An 18,891-nucleotide genomic window follows, 5' to 3' on the forward strand; every position below is an offset into this window, starting at 1 on the left:
GTCGGGATTTCAGAATAAGGAACGATCGTTCCCATAATTCTGGATTATTCCCGTCTAATTGTCGATATGATGCACCAGGTTAATCAGTTCCGTCAAGCTGGGCGGAAAGGCGCGCCCCTGTTGCTGGCCCTATGACCCGTCAGCGCCGGCTCTGGAGCATCCGATCCGATTGCATCGGCTCGTATGCTCCACGCTTTAATTTTTCCGCGTTTTCCGAGTCAGCAGAGGATTCTACCTGCTTCGAAGACGCCCTAGGACCAGCCCTTCAGGAAGCGCCGGGCGATTTCCGCGTTGCGGCCCGGCCGCTGGAGGAAGGCAAGATCATCGACCATCACCCGAAAACCATGGGTGATCAGGCCCTGTAGTTCGAAGGCCGCCTCCTGCGGATCGCCCCGAAGCATCACGCCATCGTCCATCAATCGCGCGAAATAGTCGCTGATCGGCCGCAAGCCTTCATAGGCGTTGGCCAGCAGCGTTTCGCTGAGGTGTGGAAAGCTGCGTTTTTCGGCAATGGCGATCTCCAGCAGGGTCCGCCCGAGCGGACGGCAGACCGCGACCTCCGTATAGATCGCGACGAACCGTTCGATCGTGCCCAGCGGATTGGCCGGGTCCAGGGCCAGCGACCATAATCCCTGGCGGATCGATTCGACGCTCTGGTCGATCAGGGTCGCGAACAGCCCCTCCTTATTGCCGAAACGGCGGTAAATGGTGGTCTTGCTCACGCCCGACCGTTCGACAAGCCGATCAAGGCTGGTGCCGCCAAAGCCGTGGAGCACGAACTCCTCCAACGCAATGTCCAGCAGCCGGCGGATGCGCAAATCGACCTGGGCGCGCGGAAGACGGCCGCCCTGCCACCGATTGCGCGTGCCTGTCGCCTTATGCGTCGTCAAATCCGGGCCCCGTCGCCTTTCCGCGTCCGTCGAACCGGATAGTCGATCAAGCCGCGCAAACCAAGCCTGCCCTGTAGGGAGTGCCCGCCGATCCCGTCAGATCACTGACTGGCGCCGCGCGGCATTGGCGACGGCGGTAAACTCGTCATAGACCGTCAGCGGTTCGTGATAGACGGCCGGATCGCAGATCGCGTCGAAATGAGCGGCGATGTCTTCGGCCGACGGCGGCGGCATCCCCATCGGCGCCACCCAGCCATCGGCGGCAGCGATGCGCACTTTCGCGTAACGGCCGCTATTGGCCGAATAGATGCCATGGGTCGACGTGCATTGTTCGCTGACCAGATAGACGACCAGCGGCGTGTTGAACGGCACCTCGACCCGATCCGCGCTGGCGGCATAATCGGCCGACCGGACGGCCTGCGCGAAGGCGGGAATCTCCATGAAACCGGCGTCCATTTCCGCGGCCAGCCGCGATTGCGCGGTGGGCATCAGCAGGTTGGAGGTGATGCCATAGGCCGCCCCCTCGATCGCGACGACGTGGCTCAAGCCCATGAGCCCGCCCTTGGCGGCCGCATAATTGGCCTGCCAGGCATGGCCGAACATCGCGGATGCGGAACCGGTGAACAGGAAACGGCCATAGCCGTTACGGCGCATCGCCCTGTACGCAGGTTGGGCGACATGGAATGCGCCCTTCAGATGTACATCGATGATGGAGTCGATCTGCTGATCGGTCAAATCCTCGAACCGGCCATTGCGCAGGAAGCCTGCATTGTTGATGCAGATATCGACCCTGCCAAAGGCATCCAGCGCGGTCTGGACAATGGACGCGCCGCCTTCCCGGTTGGAAACGCTGTCGTAATTCGCAACGGCTTGCCCCCCGGCATCCCGGATTTCCGCAACGACGAGGTCGGCTGCATTGTGGGATTCGCCCTGACCCGAACCGCTGCCGCCCAAATCGTTGACCACGACCCTGGCGCCGCGGCGCGCCAGTTCGAGCGCATAGTCCCTGCCAAGGCCATTGCCGGCACCGGTGATGATCGCCACGCGGCTGTCGAACCTGATTTCCGTCATATCCCTGCCCTCACATCCTCAGTTGACGCTTTGCACCTGTCCGCCGTCCACCCGGATATTCGCGCCGGTCAGATAGCCTGCAGCGGGGCTGGCGATCATGGATACCACATGGGCGATTTCCTCGACCCGGCCGATCCGGCCCACGGGGATCGGCGTGAGTTCGCGAGCCGCCCGCGCTTCGGCTTCCTCCAGCGGGATATCGCCCCAGCCCATGGTCGCGCGCAGATGGGAAAGCCATGCTTCGACCGCGGGCGTCAGGATCATGCCGGGACTGACGCTGTTGACGGTGACGCCGCAGGACCCCAACGACCTGGCGAGACTGACCGTCATGTTCAGCATCGCCGCCTTGGCCGCACCATAATCGGGGCCCAAGGCGATGGGCTGAACACCCGCTGCGCTCGCGATATTGATGATCCGGCCCCACCCCCGGGCCTGCATGGCGGGCAGGAGGCGGCGGATCAGACGCGCTGCGGCGATGGCGTTCAACTGATAGGTCGCTGCCCAGGCGGTTTCGTCCACTTCGGTCCAGTGCATGGCCGACGTGCCGACCGCGCCGCCTGCATTGTTGACCAATATATCGACTGCTCCCGCCGCCGCCGCGACGGCATCGGCACCTGCATCGGTGGACAGGTCGCCAATGGCCACGCCCGCCGCGCTGATGCGGTCGGCGACCGCGCGCGCCCTGGCAGCGTCACGGCCGTGCACGATGACGGCGCAGCCTTCCGCCGCCAGCAGCCGCGCGATACCCGCGCCGATGCCGGAACTGCTGCCCGTCACCAATGCGCGCTTTCCCGTCAGGCCCAGATCCATCTCATTTTCCCTTCACGACATGCTCGATAGCCAGCATCGTTGCGTAATCGTCCACGAATTCAGCGACATCGGCGCTGATCACCGCCACATCCTCCGGCGTGCGGAACAGCCCGTCCCGCAGCGCCGCCTCGTCAGGGAAATGCAGATGGGCCATGCCGAACCAGGGCTCTGCATCCCCTTCCCCGGCCGACAGCCGGTCCTGAACATAGCGGTTCATGCCGACATGAACCTCGCATGCGAGGGGAATATGCTCGTCCCAGTGACGCTCAACCTCGCTGCGGAGCATGCCCGGCTTCGCGCGGATGAAGGAGAGTTGCGACAATCCTGACGTCACCCCGACCGGAGCCGGGCCGTCTCCCGCCTTGCCGACCACCTCCCGCGACATGCGGATGTCAAGCGAGGCCAAACCGATGAGCAGCCCGTCCGCCTCCAACCCGATCGGCGCGTCGGACCATATTTCCGCGACGGCGTCGTAGATGGGCGGCACGGCAGGTCCGCCGGTTTCCGCCGGCGCCGCCATGCCGCAATGAACGACGATGCGCGACGCCTTTCCGGCCCAGGGCCGCTCAGCCAGCAACCTCGACAGGTCCGGCGGCAGGCCATCGCCGCGCGCGCGCATCAGGACGATGCTTTTCATCCCTCTCTCCAAGCCATGCGAATCGACATTTATTAAAATGTACCGTATATTTTTATTAAATCGGAGCAAGAGCGTGCAGAACCGCAATTCAGGCATCAGGCGCAGGGGACGACCAACGGTCACGGACGCACCGCTGCGCCGGGCGGAACTGGTCGCAATCGCGGCGGATATTTTCAGGACGCACGGCTATGAAGGCGCGAGCATCGACATGATCGCCGCCGCCGCGCAGGTGAGCAAGGCGACCATCTATGCGCGTTTCGGCAACAAGGCGTCGCTATTCGCCGCGGTCGGCCTTCATTCCGTTGCCTCCATGCGGAGCGATCTGGACCATATCGAAACGCGGGGACGGCCGCCGCAGGACGTGCTGTTCGATTTCGCCATCCGCATCACCGGCGAGGTGGCGCAGCCCGACCGGATTGCCCTGTTGCGCATGGCCATTGCCGCCAAGGAACAGTTTCCCGAACTTGCTCACGCCCTGCACGACCATATCGCCGATACCATATCGCCGCTCACCCGCTATCTGGCCGCGCTCAAGGCGGAGGGCGCCGCGCGGATGGACGATCCGGCCCAGATGGCTGCCCATTTCATCAATCTGGCCAATGGCGGGCTGCGCTTCCTGCTGACCGACGATTTTGCCGATGATGGCTATCGACAAAGTTGGTCGCGACAGGTCGCCACTCTGTTTCTGGAGGGGATTCAGGCGCGGCGATGATGCCCGACGACATCCTCTTCAGGGGATAAGGATGACCTTGCCGCCCTGCCCGCCCCGTTCGACCAGACGATGCGCTTCCGCCGCCTGATCCAGGGGTATCAATTGCGCGACCGGAACCTTGATCGCGCCTGATGCGACCGCTTGCCCCAGCCGCGCAAGATCGCTGCCGCAGGACCTGACGGCGAAGAATTCGGGGCTGGCGGGCAGGCCTTCCGCCGGGATCGGCGTGGTTGCCGCGGTGGCGATCCGGCCGCCAGGCTTCAGATGCGCGCAGAGCCGGGCCACCGCCTCGCCGCCCACTGTATCGATGACATGATCGAAGGGCGCGCCGCGCCAGTCCTCCTCACCCAATGCGAGGACCGCGTCCGCACCCAGCGCCATCACCCCGTCGCGATGCGCGGCGCGGACGGCGCAGACGACATGCGCGCCCCGCGCTTTGGCGAAATGCAGCGCGAAACGGCCGACCGCGCCCAGGGCTCCCGTGATGAGGACGCGCTGGCCCGGTTGCAGATCGACACCCCGCTCGACCAGTTGCAGGCCGGTCAGACCCGCCGTCGGAATCGCCGCGGCGGCCGGAAAATCAAGACCATCGGGAATTTCCCTCAGATATTCGGCAGGCACGGCGACATATTCGGCATAGCCGCCCTTGCGGAATGGATCGAGCGCGCCGAACACGCGGGTGCCCGGCGAAAAGCCCGCGCCGCCTGCCACTTCGCCCGCAATGTCGTAGCCCAGCACATGGGGGAAGGTGACAGGCATGAAAGCCTGAAACATCCCGGCCCGCCATTTGAAGTCCGCCGGATTGACGGCCACGGCGGCCACGCGCACCAGTGTTTCGCCCGGCTGCGGAGCGGGCATGTCCATCATCACCCTTTCCAGCACATCCGGACCACCATGGCGGTTGATGACGATCGCCCTCATCCTGTCTCTCCCTGACCTCGAAAATCGGACGCGCATGCCGGGCGGCGCATGGCCGCAAGGACGATCTGAACGATCCGGCCCACGTCCAGATGCAGATCGTCCGCGCCCACCAGACGCCGATGCATCGGCGCGAGCACCACCAGATCATAGAGCAGCCGCGTCGCACCCGCACTATCGTCGACCCCCAGATTCCGGAACGGCTCCCGCATGAGGGCGATCGCCTGTTCCAGCCCGCGCCGGTTAGCGGCCAGAGCCAGTTCCGGCAGGCTTTCAGCCTCTGCTATGAGCAACCGGTTCATGGCCAGCGCATCATCGTCCGTCGCCGCGTCCTTCAACCCCTGCGCCATGGCCAGCAATATGGCATCGTCCCCGGACAATCCCCGGCAGAGCAGCTCGATCGCAGCATAGCGCTCCCCGATGAACTGATCGAGCACGGCTGCCAATATGGCGTGCTTGTCCGGGAAACAGGCATAGAGGGTGCGTTTGGACATGCGCGCGGATGCGGCGATGGCATCCATCGACGTGCCCGCCAGGCCGTGCAGGCGGAACAGTCCGGCCGCCGCATCGAGAATGCGCATCCTGGCATCCGCTTTTGTCGACGGGGCAGCAACAGACATCACCATCACTCCCCCGGCTTTCTCCTGCGCGTCCATTGTTCCTGTCTCTATCCTGCCGTTTCTCTTGTCAGGGCGGATGCCATTCGGAAGCGGGGCGACCGGACAGCACTCGCCTTCGTTCATGCCGTGAAGGCCAGTGGCAAGCCCGGCCTTGGCCACCGTCCCCGTAGCAGCCGTCCCGAACCCGCGGCCGTGACCACGACATCCTGTCCATCGGCGCCGCCGAAACAAAGGTTGGTCACCATGAAATCGTCGATCGGCATGATTTCGCATCGACCGGACGGATCGACCACCCATATTCCGCCGCCCCCGATGATGCCAATGCAGATGCGGCCATCCGCTTCGACCGCCAGGCTGTCCAGCATGATATTGCCCGGTGCCGTAGCAAGCACTTCTCCCGGCGCCCGGCCATAATCCATCAGCACGCCGGGAGCGAGAATCTCGGCCCGCCACAGCCGCGCGCTCAGCGTATCCGTCCAATAAAGCCATCGTCCGTCCGGCGACAGGCCGACGCCATTGGGCGAGAGCAAGCCCTGACGCAGACGGCGGATATCTCCGCCATCGGGTCGCGCATGATAAAGCCCGCCATAGCTCTTGGCCCTGGCCGTGCTGGTGCCGTGATCGGTGAACCAGAAGCCGCCCGAGGCATCGAACACCAGATCATTGGGCGCGAGCAACGGATCGCCGTCGCAACTGTCATAGAGAATCGTCGCCGTGCCGTTTCCCAGATCCACGCGCTGGATCGACCCGCCGACATAGCGATCCGGCGCGAAGGCGATCCGGAGCGCTCCATCCTGCATCATGCAGTCGAAGCCACCGCCATTATTGCAGATATAGACCGCCCCGTCCGGTCCGATCGCAGCCCCGTTTGGACCCCCGCCAAGGTCCGCCACCAATTGCATCGAACCATCCGGACAGACGCGATTCAACCGGCCACCGCCGACCTCCACCACCAGCACCGACCCATCGGCCAGTGCAACAGGTCCCTCCGCTATCAGCAGGCCGGTAGCGATTGTCTCCATATCCTCTCTCCACTTTTGCCGGAGCTGCCCCCTTTTGCAGCCGGGGCCGGCCGCCTTGCCATCGATATGGACGCAAATTTCCTCCGCTACCAGCATGGGTGCCTTCCGCGCCCATCGCCAGCGGCGCCATCACACCAGTGAAGCTTGTAGCGATCGTGGTGATCGAGGCTTGTCAGGCCCGGCGCCGGCAGGAACAAGGGGATCATCGGGTCCGGACCGCGCACGGAACAGAAAAGGAAAGGCGCGACTGCTGCATGCCCCATGGCGTCTTTCGCGGCCGATGGAGGAAAGGACCAAGGTGACGGAAAAGGTGATCGACATGCCGGCCGGATTGACGAATGGCGCGGCGGCTGCAACGCGCAACCCTCCTGCCTGGCGCTCCGCGAAGGAGGAATGGCGCCAGAACTGGCGCGTCGGCCTGGCGGCCTTTCTGGCGATCGGCCTGTCGCATGGCGCCTATCAGGCGCTGTCCAGCCTGTTCGTCCTGCCCCTGCAGAATGCATTTGGCTGGTCGCGCAGCGAGATTTCCTTCGCCTATTATGGATCGCTGGTGATCGCGGTGGTCGCACCCTTCATCGGACGTCTGGTCGACCGGCTGGGATCGCGGCGGATCATGTTGGGCGGAATGGTCCTGTCATCGATGATCTATGCCGCCCTTGCGGCGATGAACGGCTCACTGGCTATGTTCTATGCGCTGAACGTGCTGGCGGGCGTCATCGGCCTGTCGGCGAGCGGCCTTACCTGCTCGCGCGTCATCAGCCAGTCCTTCGTGCGTTCGCGCGGCCTTTCCCTGGCCATGGCGCGCAGCGGCCTGGCCCTGGCCAGCGCCGCGTTGCCGACGGTGCTGTTCGCGATCATCGCCCGCTTCGGCTGGCGCGCGGGTTATCTGGCCGAAGCCCTGCTGGTCCTTCTGGTCGCGCTGCCCGCCGTCTATTTCTGGATCGGCCATTCGCGCACGATGACCGGCGCCGAACAGGTCCATGCCGATGCGGACCTGCCCAAATGGCTGCACCTGCTGCGCAACCGCCGCGTCTGGTTTCTCTGTCTGGGCGCGGGTCTTGGCTATGCCCCCGCTACCGCGATCATGAGTCAGCTCCAGCCATTGCTCATCAGCAAGGGCATCGAGGCAGGCGCGGCAGCGGGTCTGGTCGGCATGGCCGGCATCGCCAGCTTCATCGGCGCGCTGGTGACGGGCAGTCTGGTCGACCGTTTCTGGGCGCCCGCCATCGCCTTCCTCTTCGCCTGCGGGTCGGCGGCCGGCACATGCCTGCTGGCGTGGCATGGGCAAATCGACGGTCCGCTGGCCGCGGTCGCCATCATGCTGGTCGGCCTGGGCCTTGGCGCGGAAATCGACATCGTCGCCTATCTGGTCGCGCGCTATTTCGGCGTGCGGTCCTTTTCCACCCTTTATGGCATGGCGGTCTTCTTCATCGCCTTCTCCGGCGCGCTGGGTGCATCGATGCTGGGCATCGTGTTCGACCGGTTCGGCAATTATGACGCCGCGCTGATGGTGATCGCGGCCTGTTTCCTGACGGCGGGCTGCGTCTATCTGTTGCTGGGCCGCTATCCACCGGTGGACGAGTCGGTCGGGCATCACTGATCGGGGAAGGCAAGCGGAAGATTCATCGCTTATCTGAATTGTCCCCCGCCTGCCGCGCCGATCCCTTGGCCTGATCCGGCCTTTGCGCCATTTTGCGCTATCGCTGAAGTTGCAAAGCTGCGGTTTGCGGAACGAAGGCTGCCGGGCCGCGTCGTCGGACGGATGCCATGGCGTGCACGTCTCCGCCAGCCCGCCAGCATCGGCGCCAGACCCAAGCAAGAGGAAAAGCTGATGGCTGAATTTGATCTGATCATCCGGGGCGGCACTGTTTATGACGGCAGCGGAGGCGAACCCTTTGTCGGCGATGTCGCGGTCAAGGACGGCATGATCGCGGCCGTTGGAGAGGTGGTCGGCACGGCAACCCAGGAAATCGATGCGAACGGCCGCATGGTGACGCCCGGCTTCGTCGACGTGCATACCCATTATGACGGCCAGATCACTTGGGAAAACCGGCTGGCGCCGTCATCGGACCATGGCGTGACGACGGTGGTGATGGGCAATTGCGGCGTCGGATTCGCACCCGTCCGCGCCGGCGACCAGCAGTTGATGATCAAGCTGATGGAAGGGGTGGAGGATATTCCCGAAGTCGTGATGGCCGACGGCGTGCCGTTCAACTGGGAAAGCTTCCCCGACTATCTGGACGCCATCGAAAAGCGTGAAAGCGATATCGACTTCGCCGCACAGCTGCCGCACAGCCCGCTGCGCGTCTATGTGATGGGCGAACGCGGGGCCAGCCTGGAGCCACCGACGGAAGCCGATCTCGCGGAAATGCGCCGCCTGACCAGGGAAGCGATCGAGGCGGGCGCGCTTGGCGTCACCACCTCGCGCAGCTACGCGCATCAGTTCCGCGACGGCCGGCCCGCCCCCTCGGTCAATACCGAGGATCAGGAAGTGCTGACGCTGGCAGAGGGGCTGCGCGACGCCGGCAAGGGCGTGTTCCAGATGGTGCCGAGCTATGACGTGACGGCAACCGAGCGCATGGATCTGCTGAAGAACATCGCCCGCACATCGGGCCGCCCGGTATCCTTCACCTTCATGCAGTCGCCCCGGGGCACGGAGGACTGGCAGGAAATGCTGCGCGGCCTCGAAACGGCGAAAGAGGAGGGGCTGGACCTTCGCGGACAGATCATCCCGCGCCCGACCGGCGCGCTGTTGGGCCTTGAACTGTCGATGCACCCCTTTTCCTTCAATCCCAGCTTCAGGGAGATCGAGCATCTTCCGCTGGAGGAAAAGGTGGCGCGGATGCGCGATCCGGAATTCCGCAAGCGGCTGATTTCGGAAGCCCCGTCCGATCCGATGGCATTTTTCGTCTATGTCATTTCCGACCTGGATGCGCTGTTCGTGCTGGGCAATCCGCCGAACTACAACCCCCATCCGCAGGAAAGCATTGCCGCCCGCGCGCGCGCCATGGGCGTCGATCCCAAGGAGCTTATCTATGACGCGCTGCTCCAGCGCGATGGCCATGAGGTACTGTATCGCCCGCTTGGCAATTCGGAGGGGGAACGGTTCGAAAGCTCCGGCCGCTTCCTGGTGAAGAACGACCGCACCTTCCCGGCCCTGGGCGACGGCGGCGCGCATTACAGCATGATCTGCGACGCGGCCTATACCACCTATTTCCTGACCTATTGGGTCCGCGACGCGCAGGCAGACCGCAAGATCGATCTGCCCTACGCCATCCGCAAGCTGACGTTCGAACCGGCCTTCGCCGTGGGCCTGAAGGATCGCGGGCTCGTCCGGCCCGGTTATAAGGCGGACCTCAACGTCATCGATCTGGAGCGGCTGCACCTTTACGCCCCGAACATCACCTATGACCTGCCGACCGGCGGCCGCCGCCTGACGCAGCGGGCGGACGGCTATGAAGCCACCATCGTCAGCGGCACCATCACCTATCGGCAGGGCCGTTCGACCGGCGCGCTGCCGGGCCGGCTGGTGCGCGGCGGCCGGGAGGCGCCCCGGGTCGCGGGACAGCAGGCCCTGGAACCGGCCTGAGATCGCCAAGCGGGGAGTGATCGCGCCCAGCGCCGGTCACTTCCCGACGCGAGACCCATCCAATCACAGGCCGGGAATTCATGATGACTGCGGATGCCCTGCAACTGACCCCCGAACTCATTGCCTTTGTGAAGGAACAGAAGGACCGGGCCGATATCCAGGCCTGCCTGCTGCGCTATACCCGTGGCGTCGACCGCCATGACCGGGAGTTGATGCTGTCGGCCTATTGGCCCGATGCCTATGACGAACATGGCGTGGCTGAAGGCTATGCGGCCGATTTCGTCGATTGGGCGATCGGCTGGCATGCCGAATATCAGACCATGCATCACCATGCGATCACCAACCACTCGGTCGAGCTGGACGGCGATAGCGCGCATGGCGAAACCTATTACATCTTCTGGGGGGAGAACAGGGAAGGGCCGCCGCAACTGAGCTTCGGCCGCTATGTCGACCGCTATGAAAAGCGCGAGGGCGAATGGCGCATCGCCCATCGCGTATGCGTGAACGAATTGACCGCGACATTGACAGCCGCCACCATAGCGGACGAGTGGAAGACGCTGATCTCCAGGACCGGCCCCAACCGGCGTGACAAGGGCGACATTTCCTATGTGCGCCCGCTCTTGAAGGATCGGCCCGTGGCGTGATCGTCCGGTTCGCCATCGGACGATCATGATACTCAGGCCCATCAAAGGATTGAAAGGATTATTGCATGGCTTCGCGCACTGTTGTCGTTACCGGAGGATTCGGCATTTTGGGGAGCGCCGTGGCCGCGGCCTTCGCCGCCAATGGCGACAAGGTCGTCCGCGTCGATTATGCGCAAGCCGCCCATGACAGCCTGCCCGGCGGACTGGACATCGGTGGGGTTGACCTGACCGACTTCGCCGCCGCGCAAAAGACGGTGGCCGATATCGCCGCCGCCAGCGGTTCCGTCGACATATTGGTGAATGTGGCGGGCGGCTTTATCTGGGAAACACTGGCCGATGGCGGCAGCGCGACATGGCAACGCATGTTCGCGATGAACGCCGTCACCTGCGTCAACATGACGAAGGCCGCCCTGCCCGAACTCAAAAAGGCGGCTGGCGCGCGGATCGTCAATATCGGCGCGGGCGGCGCCGTCGTCGCGGCCGCCGGCATGGGGGGCTATGCCGCCTCGAAAAGCGCGGTGCACAAGCTGACCGAAAGCCTTGCCGCCGAACTTGCGGGCAAGGACATCACGGTAAACGCGATCCTGCCCAGCATCATCGACACCCCCACCAACCGGGCGGATATGCCCGACGCCGATTTTTCCCAGTGGGTGCAGCCCGCCGCGATTGCCGATGTCATCCTGTTCCTGGCCTCGCCAGCCGCGCGTGCGATCACGGGCGCCCTGGTCCCGGTAACGAAGGGCGGCTGACAAAGGGCGACTGGCGAAGGGCGGCTGGCGGATCGGGGGCGCCTTCCACGCCCCCTCCCTTGCCAGCCTCATCACGTCTTTGATGCTTTCCCGCACCCAAGCGGGCAGCGACTTGACCATCGGGAGCGACCCCAACAAAGCAGAACATATTTCGTCGCAGGGAGCCCATCATGACCATCACCGTCGACAGGCAAGGCCCGGTCGCCATCGTCACCCTCGACCGCCCGCAGACCAAGAACGCCATTACCCAGGAAATGCGCGGCCAGCTGTACGGCGCGCTCGAGGAAATCGCGCTCGATCATGACATACGATCGGTGGTCCTGACCGGCGCTGGCGGCGATTTCTGCTCCGGCATGGATGTAGGCGGCATGGGCCGGGGCGGCGTCACCGGATCGATGGACCGCATGCACACGCTGAACCGCATCGCCCGCGCCATATATTCGCTCAAGAAGCCGACCATCGCCGCCGTGCCGGGGATTTGCGTCGGCGTCGGCTTTTCCTATGCATTGGCCTGCGACATCGTGCTGGCAGCGGAAAAGGCGAAGTTTGCCGCGATCTTCCGCAATATCGCGCTGGCGCCCGATGGCGGCCTTGTCTGGCATCTGCGCCAGCTGATGGGCGTGCAGAAGGCCAAGGAACTGGTCTATTCCGGCCGCATCGTCCGCGCCGACGAAGCCGTGGCGATGGGTCTGGTCTATGAGAAGGTCGCCGACGATGCCCTGATGGACCGCGCGATGGAACTGGCGCGCAGCTTTGCCGCCGGGCCGACCGTCGCCATGGGCCTTGCCAAGCGCCAGTTCGATCTCGCCTGGAACAACGGCTTCGACCAATATCTCGACATGGAGGCGACGATGCAGCCGATCGCCAGCCGCACCGAAGATCATGAGGAAGGGCTCAAGGCTTTCCGCGAGAAGCGCAAGCCTGAATTCAGGGGGGAATGACCCTCATGATCCAGCCGGAAGCGGAATGGCGCGCCCATCTGGCCGAAGGGCGCTTCATGATCCAGCGCAGCCGTTCGACCGGCGGCCATGTCTTCTATCCGCGCGTAGCCGAGCCCGGCACGGGGGCACAGGACCTCGAATGGGTCGAGGCATCCGGATTGGGCACTGTCCATGCCGTCACCATCGTCCGCAAGAAGGACCCGGCGGACAGCTATAACGTCGTGCTGATCGACCTGGCCGAAGGACCGCGCCTGATGAGCCGGGTCGACGGCATAGCGGTCGATGACGTGAAGATCGGCATGGCCGTCCGGGCCCATATCATCCAGGAAGGGGACAAGCCGTTGCTCGTCTTTGCGCCCGCATGACCATGATCAACGGTTTTCCGCGCGGTCGCACCGCGATTGTCGGCGCCGCCACATTCGGCATCGGCAAATGCCCCGGCATTTCGGCCGTCGACATGGCGGCGAAGGCCGCGCTGCTGGCGCTGGAGGATGCGGGCATCGCCCTTTCCGAGGTGGACGCGCTCTATACCTCTGCCCCCTATGAAGCGCTGGGCGGCATGGAGCTGGCCGAATATCTGGGCATCACGCCCAAAATCACGGACTGCAACCGCACCGGTGGATCGGCCTTCGAAGTCTATGTCCAGCAGGCGGCGCTCGCGCTGGAGGCGGGACTGATCGACTGTGCGCTGATCGCCTATGGCTCCAATCCGGCCAGCAATCCGCCGCCGGGCGTCGGCATGACCCGGCAAAGTCCATGGGAAGCGCCCTACAGGCCGCTGGCGCCCCTGTCCTCCTATGCGTTGGCCGCCAGCCGCCACATGCATCTGTACGGCACGACGCGCGAGCAGCTGGCCGAAGTCGCCGTGGCCGCGCGCCAATGGGCGCAGCTCAACCCCGAAGCCGCCATGCGCGATCCGCTGACGGTGGAGGATGTGCTGAACGCGCGCATGGTGTCGGACCCCCTGACCGCGCGCGATTGCTGCCTGTTCAACGACGGCGCCGCCGCCGTGGTGATGGTCCGCGCCGATCGGGCGAAGGACTGCGCCAAGGCACCCGTGCACGTGCTGGGCGCCGCCCATGCCGTGACCCATCGCGAAATCAGTTCCATGCCCGACCTCACCGTCACGGGCGCTGCCATTTCCGGCCCGCAGGCCTTCGCGCAGGCAGGGGTCACACCGGCCGATATTAACGTGGCGATGCTCTATGACGCCTTCACCATCACGCCGATCCTGTTCCTGGAGGATCTGGGCTTCTGTCCCAAGGGCGAAGGCGGCCGCTTCGTGTCGGGCGGGCATATCGCGCCCGGCGGCGGGTTTGCGCTCAACACCAATGGCGGGGGCCTCAGTTGCGTGCATCCGGGCATGTACGGGCTTTTCCTGCTGGTCGAGGCAAGCCGGCAGTTGCGCGGCGAAGCCGGCGAACGGCAGGTCCGCAACGCTCAACTCGCGATCGCCCATGGCAATGGCGGCGTGCTGTCGAGCGAGGCAACGGTGATTCTGGGTGTCGATGCGGTGATCTGATCCGCCGCGTCAGGCGGGATCGAGCCTCCACCCGATATGGTCGGTCAGGAAGGTCAGCGCCGCCTGCACATGGGGCAGGGCGATGCGGTCGGGCGCGCCCATCAGCACGACCGACAGTCTGGACTGGCACATATCGGGCAGCAACGGGACCAGCCGCCCTGCCCGTATGTCTTCCTGCGCCAGCATTTCCAGCGTCTGCCCGATACCCAGCCCCTCCCGCGCCGCCGCGAGGATCGCCGCTCCATCGTTGAACGTGAAGGCCGCCGGCGGCCGGACACGGACTTTCCGCCCCTGATTGAGCAGCGTCCACGGACTGCCGCCGGGCATTTCCACGCTGGCATAGAGAATGCAGCGGTGCTGGGCGAGATCGTCCGGCCCCGATGGCACGCCATGTCGATCGAGATAGTCCGGCGACGCGACGCAGATCAGCCGGGTCGAACCCAATGTCTCCGTCTTCCATCCGCCGGGTTGCGCCTCTCCTGTCCGCAGCACCAGATCGAACCCGTCCACCCGGAAGAACGTGCCCCGATCACCCAGGCTGAGGTCGAGGATGATGCCCGGATGAAGGTGATGGAACTCCGCCAGTGCCGGCACGATGAAGGCATGGCCCATGGAAGCCGGCGCATCCACCCGCACGCGTCCGGCCACGCCGCTGCCGGGCCGCATCGCCAGTTCCGCAGTCGCATAGGCATCGAGCGTGGCGCGGGCATAGGAAAGGAACTGCCGCCCCTCCTCCGTCAGGTCGACGCGCCGGGTGGAACGGTTGAAGAGCCGCACTGCCAGATGCTCCTCCAGCCGCCGCACATGCAGGGTGATCATCGGCGTCGAAATGCGCATCCTGAGCGCGGCGCGCGTGAACGACCCCGCCTCGGCCACGGCGACAAAAGCTTCCATCGCTGTCAGGCGGTCCATGCCCTTCCCTGCCCTCTCTGCTCTGCCTCCTATCTAACAGAGAGCGGGCCGAAGGGAGCGGAGAATGCGCGTTCATCATGGATGCGATGCATCGGCCGCAGGATCGCGCCGTCCCTGTTCATCCCATGGGCGGCACCCCAGAATTGCCGAAATCACGGGGAGAACAGGCATGAAGGATTGGCCCGATTATGCGGACCTTCTGAAGGGCGCGGAACAGTTGCTGGAACGCACCCCCTTCCCCGATGACGAACGGCTGAAGGCCCAGCTTTGGAAGCAATTCGCGATGAACCTGTCGCAAGGCTATTTCCTGCTGTTCCAATCCACCCCCGATCATCCCGAATTCGCGCCGTTCGAAAACAGCGTCTTCCTGGCGCAGCCCAATCCGGATGCCGTCTATTATTACGCTCCGGTCGACGGGCGCGGCACCTATCGGGTAACGGGCGAGCGCGGCAATGCGCCCGTCACCGGTTTTGCCCTGGGCAGCCGCATCATCGGCATGGACCCCATGCCGGGCAAGGGGCTGGGCAATTTCGACATCGACGATCTTGCGCTGGATGCCGACGGCCGGTTCGAGGTGATCTTCAGCACGGAGCGGCCAGATGGCCATCAGGGCAACTGGTTGCCCATGCCGCCGGAAACCGACTTCATCCTGGTCCGCCAATTTTCCTATGACTGGGGGAATGAGCGCGATGTCCGCCTGGCCATAGAGCGGGTCGATGTCGCCTCTCCCATCCGGCCGCCTCTCACCAGCGAGGAAATCGACGCAAAGCTCACCCATCTCTTCGCCGGCTATATGCGCAACCTGTCGGGCATTTCGATCGGCGCGGTTCAGCGCTGCGCCGAACGGGGCTTCGTCAACCGGTTCAACCTCAACAGCTTTCAGGAACTGGGCAACAGCCAGGACTGGCCCCAGGCCTATTTCGAAGCCGTGTTCGACATTGCCGACGACGAAGCGCTCATCATTGAAAGCGAACTGCCGGACCAGCGCCCCTATTGGAACGTCCAGGTCATCGACACGCTGTGGAACCAGGTCGAATATGTGTACCGCCAGTCGAGCCTCAACGGCCTTCAGGCTGCCGTCGACCCGGACGGCCGGTTCCGCGCCGTGCTGTCCCACAACGATCCGGGCATTGCCAACTGGCTGGACACCGGCGGCAACAATCATGGCATGATGATCGGCCGCTGGTATCGCTGCTCCAGCCAGCCGACGCCGTCGATCACCAAAGTCAGGTTCGCGGAGCTGGACCGGCACCTGCCCGAACATAGCGTGCGGATCGATGCGCAGGGTCGCGCCGAAGCCCTGCGCAGGCGCCGGATCGGATCGCAACTCCGCCGCAAATGGTAGGCGGCACTGTCGCATTGCATGCAAGACCACAACGATGGAGACAAAGGGAAGGAAATGGCATGAGCGGTTTTCTGGATGGGCGCGCCAATCTGTCGGGCAAGGTCGCGGCGATCATAGGCGGCGGCGGCGGGATCGGCGCGGGCATCTCGCTGGCGCTGGCAGGCGCGGGCGTCGATCTCGCGATCTGCGACATTGACGCGGCTGCGCTTGCGGAAACGGCGGACATCATCGGGGCCAAGGACCGCAGGGTCACCGCCATGACTGCCGATGCGACCGACGAAGCCGCTCTCGACGCCTTTTACGATGCGGTCGGACGCGATTTTCCCCGGCTCGATATCCTTGTCAATGTGGCCGGCGGCACGAAGCGGCAGATGCTGGCCGACGCCAGCCGCGCCGACATCGCCCGCGATATCCACCGCAATTACGGCTATGTCGTTCAATCGGTGCAACGTGCGATCCCGTTGATCAAAAGGTCCGGCGATGGCGGCAGCATCATCAACTTCACCACGATCGAGGCGCATCGGGGCGCCGCCAGCTTCTCCGTCTATGCAGGGGCCAAGGCGGCAACGGCCAATTTCAGCCGCGCCATGGCAGTCGAACTGGGCAAGGACCGGATTCGCGTGAACTGCCTCGCCCCCGATACCACGCCCAGCCATGGCAATATGGCCGCGATGCCCCCGTCCTTCGCTGAAGGTTTCGCCCGGCTGCCACCCCATGTGCGGGGCAAGGGCATGGACATGTACATCCCCCGGCGCGAACAACCGCCGGTCGACGCCCTGGCCGACGCCATACTTTTCCTAGGGTCGGATCTGTCCACTTTCGTGTCCGGCATAACGCTGCATGTCGATGGCGGCACGATGGCGGCGGCAGGTTTCCTCGACTGGCCCTTCGGCGACGGTTTCGTGCCGACTCCCCTGGCGGGCACCCTGTCGCGTCTCTATCGGGAAGGAGATCAGGCGTGATCCTCTACGCCGTCACGCTGTCACCCTATGCCGCCCGCATGCGGCTTGCACCGCGCCTCAAGGGCATCGATTGCGAAATGCGGCAGGCAGGATGATGGACGTCGACCACTGGATCGATGCAGCGACGGGCCAGCCCCATGCGGGCACGCCGCTTGGCATGGCGCTGACCGCGCAGGCGCACTCGACGCCGGATCGCCCGGCCATGACGATAGCGGGCAAGACCTACAGCTTCGCCCGGTTCGAGGCGCTGGCAAACCAGCGCGCCCATGACCTGTCCGCAAGAGGGGTGCAGCCCGGTGACCGGGTCATCCTGTCCATGCCGAACCGGGTCGAATATCTGCAATGCGCCTTTGCGCTGTGGAAGATCGGCGCCGCCCCCTGCCCGGTATCGGAGCGCCTGACGGAAGCGGAATTCCAGACCATCGTGGAACTGTCCGATGCCGCGCATGTGATCGGCCCACGGTCCCTGCCGGCCGGCGCGGCAAGACTGCACGACATCGACGCGCCGCTCGACCCCGCCCTGTCCGATGCCCCCCTGCCGGCCGCCATCGCGCAACCGGGCAAAATCGCCAATAGCGGCGGCAGCACCGGTCGGCCCAAGCTGATCGTCGATCCGCTGCCTTCGGTCTGGGGTCCGGACAAGGAAGGGTGCCGCCGCGGGCCACGCCTGACCCTGCTCAATCCGGGGCCGCTTTACCATAGCGCGCCGTTCAACACGACTGCCATGGCGCTGGCGCAGGGCACGCATATCGTCTGCATGGAGCGGTTCGACCCGCAATTCTGGCTCGAACTGGTGGAGCGGCATCGGGTCGACTATGCCTATATGGTGCCAACGATGATGACGCGGATCGCCAAGCTGCCCGCGCAGGAAACCGCCTCTGCCGACCTTTCCTCGATCGAGACGCTGCTCCACATGGCGGCGCCCTGCCCCATGAATGTCAAGCGCTGGTGGATCGACCGGATCGGCGCCGACCATGTCTGGGAAGTCTATGGCGGCACGGAACGCATCGGCGGCACCACCATCGGCGGCGCGGAGTGGCTGGCGCATCCCCAATCGGTCGGTCGCGCCCGCCCTGACGAGGAAATCCTGATCACCGACGAGCAAGGCCGGCCGCTGCCGCAGGGCGAGATCGGCGAAATCCGTTTCCGCAAGACCAGCGGCGTCCGCACCGGCTATGCCTATATCGGGTCCGACTACCGCATCGTCGCGGATACGGACAGTTTCGGCGACATGGGATGGCTTGATCGCGACGGCTATCTCTACATCGCGGATCGGCGGACCGACATGATCCTGGTCGGCGGCGTGAATATCTATCCGGCGGAGATCGAGGCGGCGGTCGAGGCCCTGCCCGAAGTCCTGTGCTGCGCGGTCATCGGCCTGCCGGACGCGGACCTTGGCAATCGCGTCCACGCCATCGTCGAACTGGCACAGGCCACGCCGCCACCAGACCCGGTCGCATTTCTCCGACGCGTCGGGGAAAGGCTGTCAGGACTTAGGGTCAGGACCCATTGATGTGATCGACGCGATGTGATTCAGGCTTCCTGAG

The 18,891-nt window shown here is 64.7% G+C and carries 20 protein-coding genes; 12 read left to right on the forward strand and 8 right to left on the reverse strand.

Going from position 1 to position 18,891, the window contains the following annotated elements; genetic code table 11:
• Nucleotides 1–251: 251 nt before the first annotated feature.
• The 4 genes from RUH75_RS17625 to RUH75_RS17640 all read right to left on the reverse strand — a co-directional run bounded on the left by RUH75_RS17625 (nt 252) and on the right by RUH75_RS17640 (nt 3,408).
• The gene (locus RUH75_RS17625) at nt 252–890 is read right to left on the reverse strand and encodes a TetR/AcrR family transcriptional regulator (RefSeq protein WP_313808463.1); all 639 of its coding nucleotides are present in this window, start codon (nt 888–890) and stop codon (nt 252–254) included.
• Between the two features lie 96 nt (nt 891–986).
• Nucleotides 987–1,961: an SDR family NAD(P)-dependent oxidoreductase gene (locus RUH75_RS17630; protein WP_313808464.1), complete on the reverse strand. Its 975-nt coding sequence runs from the start codon at nt 1,959–1,961 to the stop codon at nt 987–989.
• Between the two features lie 18 nt (nt 1,962–1,979).
• Nucleotides 1,980–2,771, reverse strand: a complete 792-nt coding sequence (locus RUH75_RS17635; RefSeq protein WP_313808465.1) for an SDR family NAD(P)-dependent oxidoreductase — start codon at nt 2,769–2,771, stop codon at nt 1,980–1,982.
• Between the two features lies 1 nt (nt 2,772).
• Nucleotides 2,773–3,408, reverse strand: coding sequence for an EthD family reductase (locus tag RUH75_RS17640; RefSeq protein ID WP_313808466.1), 636 nt, complete (start codon nt 3,406–3,408; stop codon nt 2,773–2,775).
• Nucleotides 3,409–3,481: 73 nt separating this feature from the next.
• On the opposite strand from RUH75_RS17640, the gene RUH75_RS17645 reads away from it, so the two are divergent.
• Nucleotides 3,482–4,120, forward strand: coding sequence for a TetR/AcrR family transcriptional regulator (locus tag RUH75_RS17645; protein ID WP_313808467.1), 639 nt, complete (start codon nt 3,482–3,484; stop codon nt 4,118–4,120).
• An 18-nt stretch (nt 4,121–4,138) separates the two neighbouring features.
• On the opposite strand, the gene RUH75_RS17650 is transcribed toward RUH75_RS17645, so the two are convergent.
• The 3 genes from RUH75_RS17650 to RUH75_RS17660 all read right to left on the reverse strand — a co-directional run bounded on the left by RUH75_RS17650 (nt 4,139) and on the right by RUH75_RS17660 (nt 6,680).
• Entirely contained in the window at nt 4,139–5,041 is a 903-nt protein-coding gene (locus RUH75_RS17650) for an NADP-dependent oxidoreductase (RefSeq protein WP_313808468.1), read from the reverse strand.
• Complete coding sequence (locus RUH75_RS17655; RefSeq protein ID WP_313808469.1) at nt 5,038–5,658, reverse strand: TetR/AcrR family transcriptional regulator; 621 nt, start codon at nt 5,656–5,658, stop codon at nt 5,038–5,040. Before RUH75_RS17655 ends, RUH75_RS17650 begins: the two co-directional genes overlap by 4 nt.
• Before the next feature lie 119 nt (nt 5,659–5,777).
• Nucleotides 5,778–6,680: an SMP-30/gluconolactonase/LRE family protein gene (locus RUH75_RS17660; protein ID WP_313808470.1), complete on the reverse strand. Its 903-nt coding sequence runs from the start codon at nt 6,678–6,680 to the stop codon at nt 5,778–5,780.
• 280 nt (nt 6,681–6,960) lie between these two features.
• Between RUH75_RS17660 and RUH75_RS17665 the strand changes: the two genes are divergently transcribed.
• From RUH75_RS17665 to RUH75_RS17695, 7 genes are all read left to right on the forward strand, one after another.
• Complete coding sequence (locus tag RUH75_RS17665; protein WP_313808471.1) at nt 6,961–8,280, forward strand: MFS transporter; 1,320 nt, start codon at nt 6,961–6,963, stop codon at nt 8,278–8,280.
• Nucleotides 8,281–8,511: 231 nt separating this feature from the next.
• The gene (locus tag RUH75_RS17670) at nt 8,512–10,269 is read left to right on the forward strand and encodes an N-acyl-D-amino-acid deacylase family protein (protein WP_313808472.1); all 1,758 of its coding nucleotides are present in this window, start codon (nt 8,512–8,514) and stop codon (nt 10,267–10,269) included.
• A gap of 83 nt (nt 10,270–10,352) precedes the next feature.
• Complete coding sequence (locus RUH75_RS17675; RefSeq protein WP_313808473.1) at nt 10,353–10,913, forward strand: nuclear transport factor 2 family protein; 561 nt, start codon at nt 10,353–10,355, stop codon at nt 10,911–10,913.
• Between the two features lie 65 nt (nt 10,914–10,978).
• Nucleotides 10,979–11,662, forward strand: coding sequence for an SDR family NAD(P)-dependent oxidoreductase (locus tag RUH75_RS17680; protein ID WP_313808474.1), 684 nt, complete (start codon nt 10,979–10,981; stop codon nt 11,660–11,662).
• Between the two features lie 170 nt (nt 11,663–11,832).
• A complete protein-coding gene (locus RUH75_RS17685) occupies nt 11,833–12,603 on the forward strand; it encodes an enoyl-CoA hydratase-related protein (RefSeq protein ID WP_313808475.1) in 771 nt (256 codons plus the stop codon).
• Complete coding sequence (locus RUH75_RS17690) at nt 12,600–12,968, forward strand: Zn-ribbon domain-containing OB-fold protein (protein WP_409592390.1); 369 nt, start codon at nt 12,600–12,602, stop codon at nt 12,966–12,968. Before RUH75_RS17685 ends, RUH75_RS17690 begins: the two co-directional genes overlap by 4 nt.
• The gene (locus RUH75_RS17695) at nt 12,965–14,125 is read left to right on the forward strand and encodes a thiolase (protein ID WP_313808476.1); all 1,161 of its coding nucleotides are present in this window, start codon (nt 12,965–12,967) and stop codon (nt 14,123–14,125) included. The genes RUH75_RS17690 and RUH75_RS17695 overlap by 4 nt, the downstream gene beginning before the upstream one ends.
• A gap of 9 nt (nt 14,126–14,134) precedes the next feature.
• Here RUH75_RS17695 and RUH75_RS17700 read toward each other — a convergent pair whose 3' ends face one another.
• Nucleotides 14,135–15,037 carry a LysR family transcriptional regulator gene (locus RUH75_RS17700; protein WP_313808477.1) on the reverse strand — a complete coding sequence of 301 codons (903 nt, stop codon included), beginning with the start codon at nt 15,035–15,037 and terminating at the stop codon, nt 14,135–14,137.
• 169 nt (nt 15,038–15,206) lie between these two features.
• Here RUH75_RS17700 and RUH75_RS17705 point away from each other — a divergent pair, with 169 nt between their 5' ends.
• The 4 genes from RUH75_RS17705 to RUH75_RS17715 are packed head-to-tail and all read left to right on the forward strand — an operon-like array spanning nt 15,207 to nt 18,857.
• Nucleotides 15,207–16,382: a DUF1214 domain-containing protein gene (locus tag RUH75_RS17705; protein ID WP_313808478.1), complete on the forward strand. Its 1,176-nt coding sequence runs from the start codon at nt 15,207–15,209 to the stop codon at nt 16,380–16,382.
• Nucleotides 16,383–16,441: 59 nt separating this feature from the next.
• Nucleotides 16,442–17,344: an SDR family oxidoreductase gene (locus RUH75_RS17710; protein WP_313808479.1), complete on the forward strand. Its 903-nt coding sequence runs from the start codon at nt 16,442–16,444 to the stop codon at nt 17,342–17,344.
• A complete protein-coding gene (locus tag RUH75_RS23715; protein WP_409592391.1) occupies nt 17,341–17,439 on the forward strand; it encodes a glutathione S-transferase N-terminal domain-containing protein in 99 nt (32 codons plus the stop codon). The genes RUH75_RS17710 and RUH75_RS23715 overlap by 4 nt, the downstream gene beginning before the upstream one ends.
• Nucleotides 17,436–18,857: an AMP-binding protein gene (locus RUH75_RS17715; RefSeq protein ID WP_313808480.1), complete on the forward strand. Its 1,422-nt coding sequence runs from the start codon at nt 17,436–17,438 to the stop codon at nt 18,855–18,857. Before RUH75_RS23715 ends, RUH75_RS17715 begins: the two co-directional genes overlap by 4 nt.
• The last annotated feature ends 34 nt before the right edge of the window (nt 18,858–18,891 follow it).

The organism is Sphingobium sp. (assembly GCF_032153725.1).
Lineage (GTDB): Bacteria > Pseudomonadota > Alphaproteobacteria > Sphingomonadales > Sphingomonadaceae > Sphingobium.